The following is a 15,004-nucleotide window of genomic DNA, read 5'->3' on the forward strand; positions in this document are numbered from 1 at the left end:
TTACGCTTGCTGGCGGTGTTGCTTTTCCAGCTTCTTGCGAATTCGGTCGCGTTTGAGCGACGACAGGTAATCAACGAACAGTTTGCCGTTGAGATGATCGCATTCATGCTGGATGCAGACGGCGAGCAGACCTTCGGCGATCAGTTCGAAAGGCTGGCCATCGCGATCGAGCGCGGTGATCTTCACCTTTTGCGGGCGGTCGACGTTCTCATAAAACCCCGGCACCGACAGGCAGCCTTCCTGGTACTGGTCCATCTCGTCCGTGAGGGTTTCGAACTCGGGATTGATGAAGACCCGCGGTTCGCTTTTGTCTTCGGACAGATCCATTACCACAACGCGTTTGTGCACGTTGACTTGAGTTGCGGCAAGGCCGATTCCAGGGGCGTCGTACATCGTCTCGAACATATCGTCGATCAGCTGGCGTAGCGCGTCATCGACTACGTCCACCCGTTTGGCGATCGTTCTCAGCCGTGGATCGGGAAATTCGAGGATGTTTAGGATAGCCATATGGGTTCGTGACGCACTTGTGGGATAAAGTCGAAACGCGCTGCTAACATCGCTCGCAGCCAACGAAGAAAGCTTTACGTCCAGGCGTCCACTAAGGATAGAAACCTGAACGCCAGGCGTTTCATGTGAAGACACATCATAAAGGGATTCATTCCATGAGGAAATCACTACTGGCCCTGCTATTCCTGGCGGCCAGCGGGGTTGTTCACGGGGCTGTCGGGCTTAAGGAAGGCCATCCGGAGCGCTATACCGTCGTCAAAGGCGACACACTTTGGGGAATATCCGGACGGTTCCTAAATAAGCCCTGGCAGTGGCCGGAAATCTGGCAAGTGAATCCCCAGATCGATAATCCCCACCTCATCTATCCGGGTGACGTTCTGTCATTGGTGTATATCGACGGTCAGCCACGCATTCAACTCGAACGCGGCAGCTCGCGCGGCACGGTGAAGCTCTCCCCGCAAGTCCGCGCCACACCGATCGCCGAAGCCATCCCTACGATTCCCCTTGAAGCGATCAACGCCTTCCTGATCAGCAACCGGATCGTCGATACCCCCGAAGCATTCGAGCAGGCGCCTTACGTGGTGGCCGGCAATGCCGAACGTGTCATCAGCGGTAAGGGGGATCGCGTGTACGCGCGTGGCGATTTCTCGGACGCCCAATCCGTGTATGGACTGTTCCGCCAGGGCAAAGCCTACCGTGATCCGAAAACCGACGAGTTTCTCGGTATCAACGCGGATGACATCGGTACGGCATCGATGGTCACCGATGAAGATGACATCGCTACCCTGACGCTTTCGCGTTCCACCCAGGAAGTCCGCCCAGGCGATCGGCTGTTCGCCACCGAGGAACGTTCGATCAACTCCACGTTTCTGCCAAGCGAACCGTCCGAGCCTATCGACGGTTTGATCCTAGATGTTCCACGTGGAGTCAGCCAGATTGGCCAATTCGATGTCGTGACGTTAAACAAGGGTAAGCGTGACGGTCTTGTCGAAGGCAGCGTGTTGGCGGTCTACAAAACCGGAGAAACCGTTCGTGATCGCGTGACTGGCGACCGCGTGAAAATTCCGGACGAGCGTTCCGGTTTGCTGATGGTGTTCCGTACGTACGACAAGCTCAGCTATGGGCTCGTCCTCGCGGCAAGTCGCCAGCTCGCCGTGATGGACAAGGTGCGTAACCCTTAACCTGGATGTACGCGTGTTGGAGCCCGGTTGCTGGCGGTGCGTTGAAGGGCGGATCGCCAGCTTGCGCTAGCTCCTTAGAAGAGCGGCTTTACGAGTAATACACGCATTGGTCCGCTAAACGTTACGTTCTTTGTAAAGCGCACGCCCAACCGATCAAGGATGATCGAATGTCGAAATACTCCCCTGCTGAATTAGAGGCGCGTTTGCGCCTCCACCTGCTACCCGAAGTAGGTCCCCGCCGCTTTCGCCGTCTTATCTCCGTTTTTGAAACCGCCTCCTCGGCGCTGAGTGCCCCAGCTTCGGCGTGGCGTTCGTTAGGTATACCCACCGTGTGCGCCGAAGCCAGGCGCGACTCTGCGATAAGGGATCGCGCTGCTGCTTCGTTGCATTGGTTGGAGCAGCGCGGGCAGTCGGTGGTCATGTGGGATGAGGATGGCTATCCCGCGTTATTGGCCGAGTTGAACGACGCGCCACCGCTGTTGTTCGTTTGGGGCAATCCTGCCATTTTGGAAATGCCGCAGTTGGCGATGGTCGGTAGCCGTCGCGCGAGCCAACCGGGATTGGATACGGCGTTCGCGTTTGCCCGCAGCCTTGCTGCTGGCGGGTTCTGTGTAACAAGCGGCTTGGCACTCGGAATCGATGGCGCAGCGCATCGTGGCGCGCTGGATGCGCAAGGCGCCACGATTGCGGTATTGGGAACAGGTTTGCAATGCCTGTATCCCAAACGTCACGTGACGCTTGCCCAGGACATCGCCGATCAAGGTGGTGCGGTCGTGTCGGAGTTGCCCTTGGACACCGCACCGCAGGCGGCGAATTTTCCCCGCCGCAATCGCATCATCAGCGGGCTATCCGTCGGCACGCTAGTAGTCGAGGCGAGCCCATCCAGTGGTTCACTTATCACCGCGCGCCTGGCATCCGAGCAAGGGCGCGAGGTGTATGCGATTCCCGGATCGATACACCACCCTGGTGCCCGTGGCTGCCATCAGTTGATCCGCGAAGGCGCCACCCTTGTCGAGTCGGTAGACGACATTCTCGGGCAACTCAGGGGATGGCACGCCGTACCTGTTTCGCCTGTGACGGACACGGATAGCGAGCACTATCTCGTCCGCTTGCTTACGGCTGCCCCGCTCTCCAGTGAGGCGATCGTTCGGGCGAGCGACAAACCCCTGAGCGAAGTGCTGGTGGCATTGACTGAACTGGAGCTCGACGGGCGCGTGGCGTGCGAGAACGGACTCTGGGTCAGTCGCCCCCGTTGAAGGTAGACTGCTTCGCAATCCAAGTCTGGCAGGAGCGGCATTATGGTGAACTGGCGTATCAGTCGAATGGCGGGCGTGGTTCGTAACGGCGGTGTCATCGCATATCCCACCGAAGCCGTTTGGGGACTGGGATGCGATCCCTGGGATGAAGAGGCCGTTTATCGGCTGCTGGCGATCAAGGAACGCTCGCCGTCGAAGGGCGTCATTCTCGTTGCCGACTCCATTCACCAGTTCGATTTCCTGCTCGACGACCTGCCGTCCGCCTGGATCAGCAAGCTCTCCAGCACCTGGCCTGGCCCCAACACCTGGCTGGTACCGCACCAAAATCGCCTGCCCGAATGGATCACCGGGCAGCACGACACCGTAGCGTTGCGTGTGAGTGACCATCCATTGATCAAAGACCTTTGCTTACTCACTGGGCCTATCGTTTCGACATCGGCCAATCGTTCGGGCCGACCGCCTGCCCGTTCACGCCTTCGTATCGAGCAGTATTTCCGTGGTCAGCTGGACGGTGTCTTGGATGGACGTCTGGGTGGCCGTAAGACGCCGAGCGTTATCCGTGACCTGCGAACGGATGCGGTTCATCGGCTTTAGGCGCTCCGTTGGCACCACCACATGGTAGCTAGCGCTCTCTTTGGGTGAATGCGGGAGCGGCCGTGCCCGCGATTCGTAGACATGGCCCGCTCCACCCTAGTCACCTTCCCCGGCAATCACGGAATCAAAATGGTTGACCCGGTCGTGTGGCGACCCGCCAAGGCCTGCTGCGCCTTTGCGGCGTCTTTCAGGGGGTATTGCTTCGCCTCTTCGACCTTCAATTTGCCACTCGCGATCATTCCGAACAGATCGTCCGCCATTGCCTGCAGGCGGTCGGCCGTATCGGCGTAACTATTGAGCGTTGGACGGGTGACATAGAGCGAACCCTTCTGCGCCAGAATGCCAATGTTCACACCTGATACCGCACCAGACGAATTACCGAAGCTCACCATCAAGCCGCGCTGTGCGACGCAGTCCAGTGACGTTTCCCACGTATCTTTGCCAACTGAGTCGTAGACCACCGGACACTTTTTGCCATCGGTCAGTGCATGCACCCGCTCGGCAACGTTCTCGCGGGTGTAGTCGATGACTTCCCAAGCGCCTAGGGCCTTTGCACGTTCAGCCTTCTCCGCAGAGCCGACGGTACCGATCAGCTTGGCCCCGATTGCGTTGGCCCATTGGCAGGCCAAAGAGCCAACACCGCCGGCAGCAGCGTGGAACAAAACGGTCTCGCCGGCCTTTAGCGCATGCGTCTGTCGTAGTAAGTATTGCGTGGTCAGGCCCTTCAGCATGACCGAAGCGGCCTGTTCGAAGGTGATGCTGTCCGGAAGCTTCACGACCTTTTCGGCAGGCAAAACATGCAATTCCGAATAGGATCCTAGCGGCCCCGTTGCGTACGCAACGCGGTCGCCCGGCTTGAGATGCGTCACACCGCTGCCTACCGTCTCTACTTCTCCGGCGCCTTCGGTTCCCAGGCTGGAAGGCAACGATGGCGCTGGGTACAGGCCGGTGCGGACGTAGATTTCGATGAAGTTCAAGCCGATTGCCCGATTGCGAATGCGAACCTCGCCCGGGCCTGGTTCGGTCGGGGTGTAATCGGCGTACTCGAGGACTTCTGGGCCGCCATGCGATGCGAATTGAATGCGCTTTGCCATGCTGTTCTCCTGTCGTTTGGATTTGTTTTGAGCGTAGGGCAAGGCCGCCGGTTCGTCGCGGCCAACCTGGGAAGACTTGGATGCTGCCTGCCTGAAATCGCAACAAACGCGGTTTGCAAGGTTTGCGTGAGTCGGATGATATCCTAGGGTTCATCCGCGTCACCCGATCAGGAACCCCAAGATGTCCGAGCAAGCCGATGCCGTCAAAACCTACCTGCTGGATCTGCAGGACCGCATCTGCGAGGCGCTGGAAGTAACCGATGGCAGAGCTCGCTTCATCGAGGATGCCTGGCAGCGGGACACAGGCGGCGGCGGGCGTACACGAGTGATCACGGATGGCGCCTTGATCGAAAAAGGCGGGGTCAATTTCTCCCATGTTTATGGCACCAATCTGCCGCCGTCCGCCAGCGCGCATCGGCCTGAGCTCGCCGGTCGTGGGTTTCAGGCGATGGGGGTATCGCTCGTCATCCATCCTGAAAATCCATTCGTGCCCACTTCCCACGCAAATGTCCGTTTTTTCATAGCTGAAAAGGAAGGCGAAGCGCCGGTGTGGTGGTTCGGCGGCGGTTTCGATCTAACGCCCTATTACGGTTTCGATGAGGATTGCCAACATTGGCATCAGATCGCTCACGATGCCTGTGCACCTTTCGGCGCAGATGTGTATCCACGGTTCAAAGCGTGGTGCGACCGCTATTTCCACGTGAAACATCGCAACGAACCACGCGGTATCGGCGGCCTGTTTTTCGACGATTTGAACGAATGGGATTTCGAGACCAGTTTCGCCTTCATGCAAGCAATCGGCGAGGCGTATCTCGAGGCGTATCTGCCCATCGTCGAGCGTCGCCGAAGCATGCCTTTCGCCGAGCCGGAGCGCGATTTCCAAGCATACCGGCGGGGTCGCTACGTCGAATTCAATCTCGTCTATGACCGCGGCACGTTGTTCGGTCTGCAATCCGGTGGCCGTACCGAATCGATCCTCATGTCGTTGCCCCCCCATGTGCGCTGGGGCTACGACTGGAAGCCGGAGGCTGGGACACCCGAAGCCCGCCTCACTGAACATTTTTTGACCGATCGCGATTGGCTCGCCTGATAGCGCTGTTCGATCTCGGCTAACCGTCTCTGCAGGAAAGATGTATGGATCGCTACGTCGTCTTTGGTAACCCTATCGCTCACAGCAAGTCACCGCGTATTCACGCAGTGTTCGCCCAGCAGACCAATCTGTCACTGTCATATGAAGCGTTGCTCGCCCCGCTGGACAATTTTGAGGGCGCCGCGCGGCAGTTTTTCGTCGAAGGCAAGGGGGCAAATGTCACCGTGCCGTTCAAGGAAGACGCTTATCGACTGGTCGATCAGCTAACCCCGCGCGCGCAGCGGGCCGGGGCGGTCAATACGCTGATGAAGCGAGAAGACGGTACCCTGCTCGGCGACAACACCGACGGTGCGGGCTTGGTGCGCGACCTTACGGTCAATGCCGCAGTCGATCTTGTTAGCAAGCGGGTGCTGGTACTCGGTGCGGGCGGGGCGGCACGCGGGGTGATTGAGCCGCTGCTGGGGGAGTCGCCGCGACAGTTGGTCGTGGCCAACCGTACCTTCGCGAAAGCCCAGGCACTTGCAACGCTGTTCGAATCGCTGGGCCCGGTCACCGCAGCGCAATTCGCTGATCTGGATGCACCCTTCGATGTGATCATCAATGCCACCTCGGCCAGCCTTGGCGGTGAAGTCCCCGCCATTCCCGGCACTCTCATTGCGCCAGGACATACGGTTTGCTACGACATGATGTATGGCAAAGACCTGACGCCGTTCAATCGCTGGGCAACGCAACAGGGTGCCGCGCAGGTGTTGGACGGATTAGGCATGCTGGTGGAACAGGCTGCGGAGGCCTTTACCCTTTGGCGAGGCGTGCGACCCGATGCCGGTCCGGTGCTGGCGCAGCTGCGACGTGAGCTGGCACAGAGCTGACGGTGCTAGAGGAATCCCTGCGTATTACGCGGGTTGTACGCGGCCTACGAAGCCGCAGGTGACTTCAGGTGTAGGGCGAGTAAAACCCGCGTAAGGCAAACCGTTCGGGTTTGCCTACCCTGCTGCGCGGATCAAAGCTTGGCTTTTACCGCAGCCACAGCTTCGCTGCCGTCTCGTGCGTTCACGCCATCGAGCCACTTGTCCAAGACTTCCGGATTCGCCTTCAACCAATCACGGATGGCCGCGTCGTTGCGCGCACCCTTGTTCAGCACCTGATCCATGATGGTGTTTTCCATGTCTTGGGTGAACGTGAGATTGGTTAACAGCTTGCCGACGTTAGGGCACTGCGTTGTATAGCCTTTGCGCGCCAACGTATTCACTGAACCACTCTCGCCGAAGTATTTTTCACCTCCCTTGAGATACTTCATGTCGTACTGGACGTTCATCGGGTGCGGCGTCCAGCCGAGGAACACGACGAAGTCCTTTTTGCGCACAGCGCGTCCTACCTGAACCATCATGGCTTGCTCGCTGGATTCGACGAGCTTCCAGTCACCCAGGCCGAATTCGTCCTTGTTGATCATCTCCTGGATGTAGCCATTGGCAGGCGAGCCCGCACCGATGCCATAGATGCGGTTGCCGAAGCGGTCGGCATACTTATCCAAGTCGGCAAACGTTTTCACTCCTTCGTTCCAGGCGTAGGTCGGCACCGCCAGCGTGTATTCGGTACCGCCGAGGTTTTCCACGACCTTGTCGATTTCGCCAGTTTCAACGTACTTCTCGTAGTCATTCTTCCCGGCCGGCATCCAGTTGCCGAGGAACACATCCACCTGCCCTTTTTGCAGTCCGGCAAAGATGATCGGGATGCTCAGCGTGCGAAGTTCGGCTTTGTAGCCGAGCCCATCCAAGAGCAGGCTGGCGATGCCATTGGTAACCGCAATGTCGCTCCAACCCGGATCAGCGAGGCTGACACGCGCGCAGCTGGCGGGCTCTTCATTGGCGTGCGCGGTGGCGGTAAGTCCAAGCAAAGCACCAGCGAGAATGGGGGTAAATCGCATCATGCGAAGGCATCCTTCTTGTGGTTTCGAAAGTGAGCCGGAGTTGGCCTGAGGGTTTCGAGGGAAGGATTGAGGTTTAGTTTCCTGGTTGCGTCATAGAGTGGGTGTAATCCGTGCACGAGCTTCCCAGGTTTCACCCGGCCTAAGAAACGCATACTCATTGAGATGAAACGAAAAAGCGGCCCCTAGAGGCCGCTTCCGGTGATGCATCAAAGGGGCTTACAGCTTCGCCTTCACCGCAGCGAGACCGTCCTCACCATCCTGCGTCTTGACGCCGTCCAACCAAGCCTCGACGGCCTGCGGATTCGCCTTGACCCACTCTCGGACCGCGTCCTGGTTCCTCACGTTATTGCTAAGCACCTCGTTCATGATGCTGTTTTCCATCTCCTGCGTGAATGTCAGGTTGGTCAACAGCTTCGCCACGTTCGGGCACTGGCTGGTGTAGTCCTTGCGGGCCAAGGTGTTGACCGCGCCGCTTTCGCCGAAGTAGTCCTCACCGCCTTTCAGGTACTTCATCTCGTACTGAACGTTCATTGGATGCGGCGTCCAGCCGAGGAAAACGACCGGCTGGTCACGTTTCACCGCGCGGCCTACCTGAACGAGCATTGCTTGCTCGCTCGACTCGATCAATTTCCATCCGCCAAGCCCGGATTCATTGGCATCGATCATCTTTTGAATGATGACGTTACCCGGTGCGCCAGCGGCGATGCCGTAGATTTTCTTGTCGAACTCGTCGCCATGCTTGCCGAGGTCGTCGAACGTTTTCACGCCCTTTTCCCACATGTAGGTAGGCACCGCGAGGGTGAACTCAGTGCCTGCCAGGTTCTCAGCGACCTTCTCGATCTCACCATTAGCGACGAACTTGTCGTAGTTATCCTGCTGCGCGGGCATCCAGTTACCCAGGAAAACATCCACCTGGTTCTTCTGCAGGCCCGCGAAAATGATCGGTACGCCCAGGGTCATGACCTGGGGTTTGTAGCCCAGCCCGTCGAGCAACAGACTCGCGATACCGTTGGTGACCGCGATGTCACTCCAACCTGGATCGGCCAGGCGGACGGTGCTGCACTTCGCATCCTCTGCATAGGCGTGGACGCTCAAGCCAGCCGACAGCACGCTGCCAACGAACAACAATCCCAGTTTCTTCATGACATCTCCTCTTTCTTGGCTTCGTTGCTTCTCATGTGTGCCGGCCAACCTATCACGGTTTCGGATAACGGGCGCGACGCTCCAGATCGTCAAGATCGATATGGTTACGCATGTACTGCTGGCTCGCGTCGACCATGGGCTGATGGTCCCAGCTCTTGCGAATACCCTTGCTCAAGGCCGCATCGACGAAGCGACGGCGACGCTGGCTTGCCAGTACCTGCTCGTGAATCTGACCGATGTTCCAGCGCGATCGTGCCTCATCCGTGAAGGCCTGGAGGATTTCGGCGTGCGCGGACGTGCCCGCAAGGTTTTCCTGTTCCAACGGATCGCTCGCCAGGTTGTACAGCAGGCACGGATCCTTTTCGGAATACATGAATTTCCAAGGCCCACGGCGGATCATCATCAGTGGGCTGTCAGTCCCTTCAGCCATGTACTCGCCGATGACTTCGTCATGCCCTTCCCCGCCGTCGAGGTGGCCCATCAGTGAGCGACCATCCAGCGGCAGGTGCGGATCGAGCGTGCCACCCACGAGTTCGACCATCGTTGGCAGCAGGTCCATCGTCGAGACGGACGCGGCGACACGGTGTGGGTTCAGGCGTTTTGGCGCATGGATGATCATGGGCACGCGTGCGGCCATTTCGAACCAGTGCATCTTGTACCAGAGCCCCCGTTCGCCAAGCTGGTCGCCATGGTCACCCGAGAAGATGATGATGGTGTCGTCCGCGAGATCGCACTCTTTCAGCGTTTTCAGCAGATGGCCAATCTGCGCATCAACGTAGCTGCACGCGCCGAAATAGGCACGTCGCGCGTCGCGGATTTTGTCCTCGGGCATCGGGTTGTCCCACAGGTCGATGACTTTCATCACACGTTGCGAGTGCGGGTCCTGATCCCCTTGAGCGATGTGGTGTCGCGGTAGCGGAATATCGACGTCCGCGTACAGGTCCCAGTATTCCTTCGGAATCGCGTAGGGGTCGTGCGGGTGCGTCATGGAGACGGTCAGGCAGAACGGCCGCTCGCTGCCGCTGCGGACGTGGTCGTAGAGGTACTGGCGCGCGCGGTAGATCGTGTCGTCATCGAAGTCGAGCTGGTTGGTCCGTACGCAGGGGCCGGCTTGCAATACCGACGACATGTTGTGGTACCAGGTGGCACGCACGTCCGGTTCGTCCCAATTCACGGCCCAGCCATAGTCTGCCGGGTAGATATCGCTGGTCAGGCGCTCTTCGTAGCCATGCAGCTGATCCGGGCCGCAGAAGTGCATCTTGCCGGACAGCGCGGTGCGGTAGCCCAAGTTGCGCAGGTAGTGCGCGTAGGTCGGGACGTCCGCGGGAAAGTCGGCTGCGTTGTCGTACGCGCCTATCTTCGACGGCAACTGCCCCGTTACCAGGGTAAAGCGCGAAGGCGCACACAACGGACTATTACAGTAGGCGGAATCGAAAAGGACGCCTTCACTGGCGAGCCTCATTAGGTTCGGCACCTTGATGGGCGAAGTGGCGTCATGCATGGGAAGCAGAGGCGCCGCCATCTGGTCGGCCATGATGAAGAGAATGTTGGGCTGGGTCACGACGCCTCCTGTTCCATATCGGATTCTTATGCAAATCAGTGCTAAACCTATGCTCGACACGCAGGTGACGATCCGGTCTAACATCGGATACGCATGATCCAGGTCATAGCGCCGCCCGTAAACCGTCTGCAAACACATGGCTGGGATAACACAGGCTTATGCAAAGATTTCTCGGTGACATCTCGTTGGACGCACTGCGGATCTTCGAAGCCGCGGCGCGCCTGGAGGGTTTTACCGCGGCGGCGGACGAACTCGGGACCAGCCAGCCAGCCGTCAGCCAGCAGATAAAGCGGCTGGAGCGGCAGCTCGAAGTACGCCTTTTTGATCGCGTACACCGTGGACTGCGTCTGACCGAAGCGGGAGAAATCCTCCTGGTGGCGACGCAGGACGGTTTGCTCAAGCTCGATGGTGGCATCGCCGCCGTACGGTCCCGTACACAACAGGAGGTCCTGCAGGTCGCGACGGATCATGCATTCGCGGCGTACTGGCTAATGCCCCGCCTCCCGCGCTTTCATGCAGAGAATCCGGATATCGACGTTTCCCTGCTGACGCGTGAACGTGGGCTTGGCACGATCAGCCATTCCGTCGACATGCTGATCGGTTTCGGCGATGGTCGATCCAAACACGGCGAAGCACACTTTCTTTTCCATGAAGAGGTGTTCCCCGTATGCAGCCCTGTGCTGTTGCAGCGATACGACACACGGGATCTCCGCCATTTGCCGCTGTTGCACCTCCGGTCCGAGCGGCGGGCGCGCTGGTTCGAATGGAGCGAGCTCTTCCAGGCATTGGACATTCCGGGGAAGGTTCCACCCGGTGGGCTTCATTTCGATAACTACACGCTGGTCATCCAGGCAGCCATCGCGGCTCAGGGCGTGGCGATCGGTTGGCGGTATCTGATGGACGATCTCATCGCACAAGGCGTATTGACGCGCCTTGGAGAGGCAGGCGGGTGGTCCGCGCGTGGCTATTACTTGATCGTGCCCGAACGAAAGCGCAGGTCGCATTTGATGGAACGTTTCGTGGATTGGCTAAAAGCGGAACTCAGGCAGTCCAAAGCGCTGCCGATCGCGCGTTAGCGGCTGCCGTTGCGCGCGACGAATACGAAACATGCCGGCGCCGGTGCTTCGATTGCCTGTATGCAGTCCCCGATAAGTCCGTTGCGTGGGTTTCGCGCCATCACCAGAATCTGGTTATCCGCCTGGTTGGCCAGCAGCAAGTGATGGCCACCCGGTGCGATGGCAAACTCACGTGTTTCTCGGCCACGCGTGGGCACGCGCTGGCGCTGGTCCAATAGTCCGGTAGAGAGCTCGCATTCGAACACGTAGAGGTGGTTGTCATCGCCTCGGTTCACGACATACAGGAAGTGGCCGTCTGGACACGCATGTAATGCGCCCGCGCCTCGCTCGCCAACAAAAGCCCGTGGCGCCAAGTCTCTGGTCTGCAACGGATGGAACTCGCCGTGGTGATGGGCCAACGCCATGACCTGCCCGCTGAGCTCGAGCGTCAACCACGCGATTCGCCCATCGCCGCTAAACAACAGGTGCCGCGGACCGCTCCCGGGTGCGAGTTCAAGTACGTGTTCGGCGCGCCACAGGGTTATGTCCGCTGGCGGGGGAAATGGATAGGCACGCACCTGATCGTGACCCAGATCGACCTCGAACAACCAATGCCCATCTGGGCTCAGGCACACGCAGTGCACGTGGCTGGCACGTTGGCGCTTGGTGTGGGTGCCGGGTCGAGGCGGATAAGGCGGCGTTGTGGCGCGCTGTGTCGCGCCGAGTCGGCCATCGGGGGCCAGCGTGATCAGGCTGAGCGAACCCTCGCCATCGGCAGCATAATTCGCAACGCCTAGAACCTGGCCGTCGGGTGACAGAAAACAGTAAGTGGGGTGGTCGCCGAGCGTTGGCGCGCGTGAGACGAGCGGCAGCGCGCCGGTCTCGTGCGGGATATCGAAATGGCTAACGTAACCACCGCTGGATTGGCCCTGCGAACCGCATTCGTGCACGGCGTACAGCCGCGAAGCGTCACGATTAGGTACGAGCCAGGAGGATTGTGGAGCAGCGGTTGCCGCCAGTGGGCCCGTCAGGTGGCCACTGGCGGTATCGAAATGGAAGTGCAGGATGTCGGGGCCGAAACTCCCGACGAGCACTTCATATTCCGGGCTGGCCATCCCTGCATCAGCGGCGGCTGATCAACCAACCGACGACGGCAGCGACGCCCAGGCCGATCACCGCTGTGGATAGCGGATGTTCGCGCACATTTTCGCAAGCGACACGTCCGGCTTTGCGCGTCTTGCGCGAGATGTCGGCATAGCGGTCTTCGAAGTCCGCGTTGTGCCAGAGGCGTTCGACACGGTCACGTAGGCTGTCGTAGCGGTCGTGGGACTCGCTCGCGGCGGTGTCTTTCAGCTTGTCGAGGGCGCGCGTAAGGCTATCGATTTCGCGCTGGATTTCATCGCGGGTGGCACTGGCGTAGCTCGAGACGGATCTGCTCATGGAAGTTTCTCCCGGTTGAGTGGCACATATGGGTGTGACCACAGGGCAACGCAGACGTGCGCCGCATGACATCCATTGCGTTCAGTCGCGCTATGATTCGCGCCCTCGAAAACCGGCACGAGCTTCCCGTCCAATGCGTTATCTACTCGTCGTTACAGTGCTCTGGGCATTTTCTTTCAGCCTGATCGGCGAATACCTTGCGGGCCGTGTGGACAGTGACTTCGCGGTACTGATGCGGGTTGCCATCGCTGCCGTTGTTTTTGCGCCGTTCACCCTATGGCGAGGCCTGCCGCGCCCGCTGCTGTTTGGGTTCTGGATCGCCGGCGCGCTGCAATTCGGTGTGACGTATCTTTGCCTCTACCGCAGTTTTACCGTACTGACCGTCCCGGAAGTGCTGCTCTTCACCGTGCTTACGCCCCTCTACGTCACGCTCCTGGATGACCTGCTGGCACGGCGCTTCAACCCATGGGCGCTGGTTGCGGCATTGGTCGCCGTGGGCGGCGGGGTCATCATTCGCTTCGATCGCCTCGAAGGTGAATACCTGATCGGCTTTTTGCTCTTGCAACTCGCCAACGCAACGTTCGCCGCGGGACAGGTACTGTGCCGTCGGCTGTTATTGAAATACCCAGTGGATGTGCCCCTGCATCGATTCTTCGGGCATTTCTTCCTCGGTGCCCTGCTTCTGGCACTGCCCTCCTTTCTGCTTTTCGGCGATACGAGCAAGTTGCCGTCGACTGCCGTGCAGTGGGGTGTATTGGCCTGGATGGGTTTGTTCGCCACGGCGCTGGGTATGTACTGGTGGGTCAAGGGCAGCGTGCAGGTGAACGCGGGTACGTTAGCCGTCCTGAACGAGTTACACGTACCGGCCGGTTTGGTCGTCAACCTGCTGATCTGGAATCGTGACGCGGACCTGCCCCGGCTCGCTGCGGGAGGCGCCGTGATCCTCGCGTCGCTATGGCTGAGCCGCCTTGGCCGTGCGCGTTAGGTCTGAGCCATTCATCGGGTTCGCCTACGACCGCTTGACTGATGCTTAGATAAAACCTTCACTTCCACCCGCAACTCGCTGTTTTTAAATACGGTGCAGAAGGAAAAAAGAGCGTGCGACCCCGCTGTGCAGCGTTTGGTCTCGCGCCTATACTGCGCCGGCCGGCAGGGACCGCCTGACATCAACTCTTCATCTCGTTCAGCGGACCAACATAAACATGAATCTTCGTCGCCCATTAGCTGGCCTTGCGCTGGCTTGCCTGGCATTCGTCTCGCCCGTCCAGGCCAAGGAAATCACGGTCAATCCGCAGCAGGAGCTGGCATCCGGCAGCGCTCTGCTCGTCGACATGAACACCAACAAGGTGCTCTATTCCAGTAATCCCGACGTCCAGGTGCCTATCGCCTCCGTCACCAAGCTGATGACGGCTGTGGTGCTGCTGGATGCCAAACAATCCATGTCGGAGAAGATTCCCGTAGTGATCAAGCACAACCCTGACATGCAGGGTGTGTATTCCCGTGTGCGCCTGGGCAGTGAGGTCAGTCGTCACGACATGCTGCTGATGACGCTGATGTCGTCGGAAAACCGCGCCGCCACAAGTCTTGCGGAGAATTATCCGGGTGGCATGAAGGCGTTCGTCGCGGCCATGAACGCCAAGGCCAAGGCGCTGGGCATGACCCGCACGCGCTATGTGGAGCCCACGGGGCTGTCCGAGAAGAACGTTTCGACGGCGAATGACCTCGTCAAACTGCTCAAAGCGACCAAGCAATACCCCATGATCGAAGAGCTGAGCGCGACGCCGTCCAAGGCCATCGCATTCGGCAAGCCGGCGTATTCGCTGCAATTCAACAATACGAACCGCCTGACCCGTAATTCCGGTTGGGACATCGAACTCACCAAGACCGGCTTTACCAATGCGGCGGGCCATTGCCTGGTAATGCGCACGCGCATGGCCGGTAAGCCGGTGGCGTTCGTGGTGTTGGATTCCTACGGCAAGCTGACCCACATCGCCGATGCGACTCGCCTGCGCAAGTGGCTGGAGACGGGCAAGGTCAGCCAGGTCCCGGCAGCAGCATTGAGCTATAAGCAACAACGCCTCGCGGCGCGCCAAGGCGGCACCATGCAGGCCCAGGCGACGCGCTGAGCCGCTCGTAGTACGACTGAATTTCCATTT

At 59.4% G+C, this 15,004-nt stretch carries 15 protein-coding genes; 8 read left to right on the forward strand and 7 right to left on the reverse strand.

The window, feature by feature from the left end; translation table 11 throughout:
* Positions 1 to 507: a peptide deformylase gene (def, locus tag IEY47_RS10640; RefSeq protein WP_188983200.1), complete on the reverse strand. Its 507-nt coding sequence runs from the start codon at positions 505 to 507 to the stop codon at positions 1 to 3.
* A gap of 155 nt (positions 508 to 662) precedes the next feature.
* On the opposite strand from def, the gene IEY47_RS10645 reads away from it, so the two are divergent.
* From IEY47_RS10645 to tsaC, 3 genes are all read left to right on the forward strand, one after another.
* Complete coding sequence (locus tag IEY47_RS10645; protein WP_188983201.1) at positions 663 to 1,688, forward strand: LysM peptidoglycan-binding domain-containing protein; 1,026 nt, start codon at positions 663 to 665, stop codon at positions 1,686 to 1,688.
* Between the two features lie 167 nt (positions 1,689 to 1,855).
* The gene (gene dprA, locus IEY47_RS10650) at positions 1,856 to 2,944 is read left to right on the forward strand and encodes a DNA-processing protein DprA (protein WP_188983202.1); all 1,089 of its coding nucleotides are present in this window, start codon (positions 1,856 to 1,858) and stop codon (positions 2,942 to 2,944) included.
* 42 nt (positions 2,945 to 2,986) lie between these two features.
* Positions 2,987 to 3,538: an L-threonylcarbamoyladenylate synthase type 1 TsaC gene (gene tsaC, locus IEY47_RS10655; RefSeq protein WP_373293561.1), complete on the forward strand. Its 552-nt coding sequence runs from the start codon at positions 2,987 to 2,989 to the stop codon at positions 3,536 to 3,538.
* Positions 3,539 to 3,654: 116 nt separating this feature from the next.
* Here the strand turns inward: tsaC and IEY47_RS10660 are convergent, their stop codons facing one another.
* Positions 3,655 to 4,632, reverse strand: a complete 978-nt coding sequence (locus tag IEY47_RS10660; RefSeq protein WP_188983203.1) for an NADPH:quinone reductase — start codon at positions 4,630 to 4,632, stop codon at positions 3,655 to 3,657.
* Positions 4,633 to 4,813: 181 nt separating this feature from the next.
* On the opposite strand from IEY47_RS10660, the gene hemF reads away from it, so the two are divergent.
* A complete protein-coding gene (hemF, locus tag IEY47_RS10665; protein WP_188983204.1) occupies positions 4,814 to 5,722 on the forward strand; it encodes an oxygen-dependent coproporphyrinogen oxidase in 909 nt (302 codons plus the stop codon).
* A gap of 44 nt (positions 5,723 to 5,766) precedes the next feature.
* Positions 5,767 to 6,591 (forward strand): shikimate dehydrogenase, encoded by an 825-nt coding sequence (gene aroE, locus IEY47_RS10670; RefSeq protein ID WP_188983205.1) that lies wholly within the window; start codon positions 5,767 to 5,769, stop codon positions 6,589 to 6,591.
* A 131-nt stretch (positions 6,592 to 6,722) separates the two neighbouring features.
* Here aroE and choX (IEY47_RS10675) read toward each other — a convergent pair whose 3' ends face one another.
* The 3 genes from choX (IEY47_RS10675) to betC all read right to left on the reverse strand — a co-directional run bounded on the left by choX (IEY47_RS10675) (position 6,723) and on the right by betC (position 10,353).
* Positions 6,723 to 7,649, reverse strand: coding sequence for a choline ABC transporter substrate-binding protein (gene choX, locus IEY47_RS10675; protein ID WP_188983206.1), 927 nt, complete (start codon positions 7,647 to 7,649; stop codon positions 6,723 to 6,725).
* A 216-nt stretch (positions 7,650 to 7,865) separates the two neighbouring features.
* Complete coding sequence (gene choX / locus IEY47_RS10680) at positions 7,866 to 8,792, reverse strand: choline ABC transporter substrate-binding protein (protein ID WP_188983207.1); 927 nt, start codon at positions 8,790 to 8,792, stop codon at positions 7,866 to 7,868.
* A 52-nt stretch (positions 8,793 to 8,844) separates the two neighbouring features.
* The gene (betC, locus tag IEY47_RS10685) at positions 8,845 to 10,353 is read right to left on the reverse strand and encodes a choline-sulfatase (RefSeq protein ID WP_373293562.1); all 1,509 of its coding nucleotides are present in this window, start codon (positions 10,351 to 10,353) and stop codon (positions 8,845 to 8,847) included.
* Between the two features lie 158 nt (positions 10,354 to 10,511).
* On the opposite strand from betC, the gene IEY47_RS10690 reads away from it, so the two are divergent.
* Positions 10,512 to 11,429, forward strand: a complete 918-nt coding sequence (locus IEY47_RS10690; protein ID WP_188983209.1) for a choline sulfate utilization transcriptional regulator — start codon at positions 10,512 to 10,514, stop codon at positions 11,427 to 11,429.
* Here the strand turns inward: IEY47_RS10690 and IEY47_RS10695 are convergent.
* Both IEY47_RS10695 and IEY47_RS10700 read right to left on the reverse strand, forming a co-directional pair.
* Entirely contained in the window at positions 11,426 to 12,523 is a 1,098-nt protein-coding gene (locus IEY47_RS10695) for a lactonase family protein (protein ID WP_188983210.1), read from the reverse strand. The genes IEY47_RS10690 and IEY47_RS10695 overlap by 4 nt on opposite strands.
* Positions 12,524 to 12,530: 7 nt before the next feature.
* Entirely contained in the window at positions 12,531 to 12,848 is a 318-nt protein-coding gene (locus tag IEY47_RS10700; protein WP_188983211.1) for an ElaB/YgaM/YqjD family protein, read from the reverse strand.
* 133 nt (positions 12,849 to 12,981) lie between these two features.
* On the opposite strand from IEY47_RS10700, the gene IEY47_RS10705 reads away from it, so the two are divergent.
* Both IEY47_RS10705 and pbpG read left to right on the forward strand, forming a co-directional pair.
* Positions 12,982 to 13,833 (forward strand): DMT family transporter, encoded by an 852-nt coding sequence (locus IEY47_RS10705; protein ID WP_188983212.1) that lies wholly within the window; start codon positions 12,982 to 12,984, stop codon positions 13,831 to 13,833.
* Between the two features lie 217 nt (positions 13,834 to 14,050).
* A complete protein-coding gene (gene pbpG, locus IEY47_RS10710; protein WP_188983213.1) occupies positions 14,051 to 14,974 on the forward strand; it encodes a D-alanyl-D-alanine endopeptidase in 924 nt (307 codons plus the stop codon).
* Positions 14,975 to 15,004: the final 30 nt, after the last annotated feature.

Origin of the sequence: Pseudomonas matsuisoli (assembly GCF_014647635.1) — a bacterium.
In the GTDB taxonomy this organism is placed as follows: Bacteria; Pseudomonadota; Gammaproteobacteria; order Pseudomonadales; family Pseudomonadaceae; genus Pseudomonas_P; species Pseudomonas_P matsuisoli.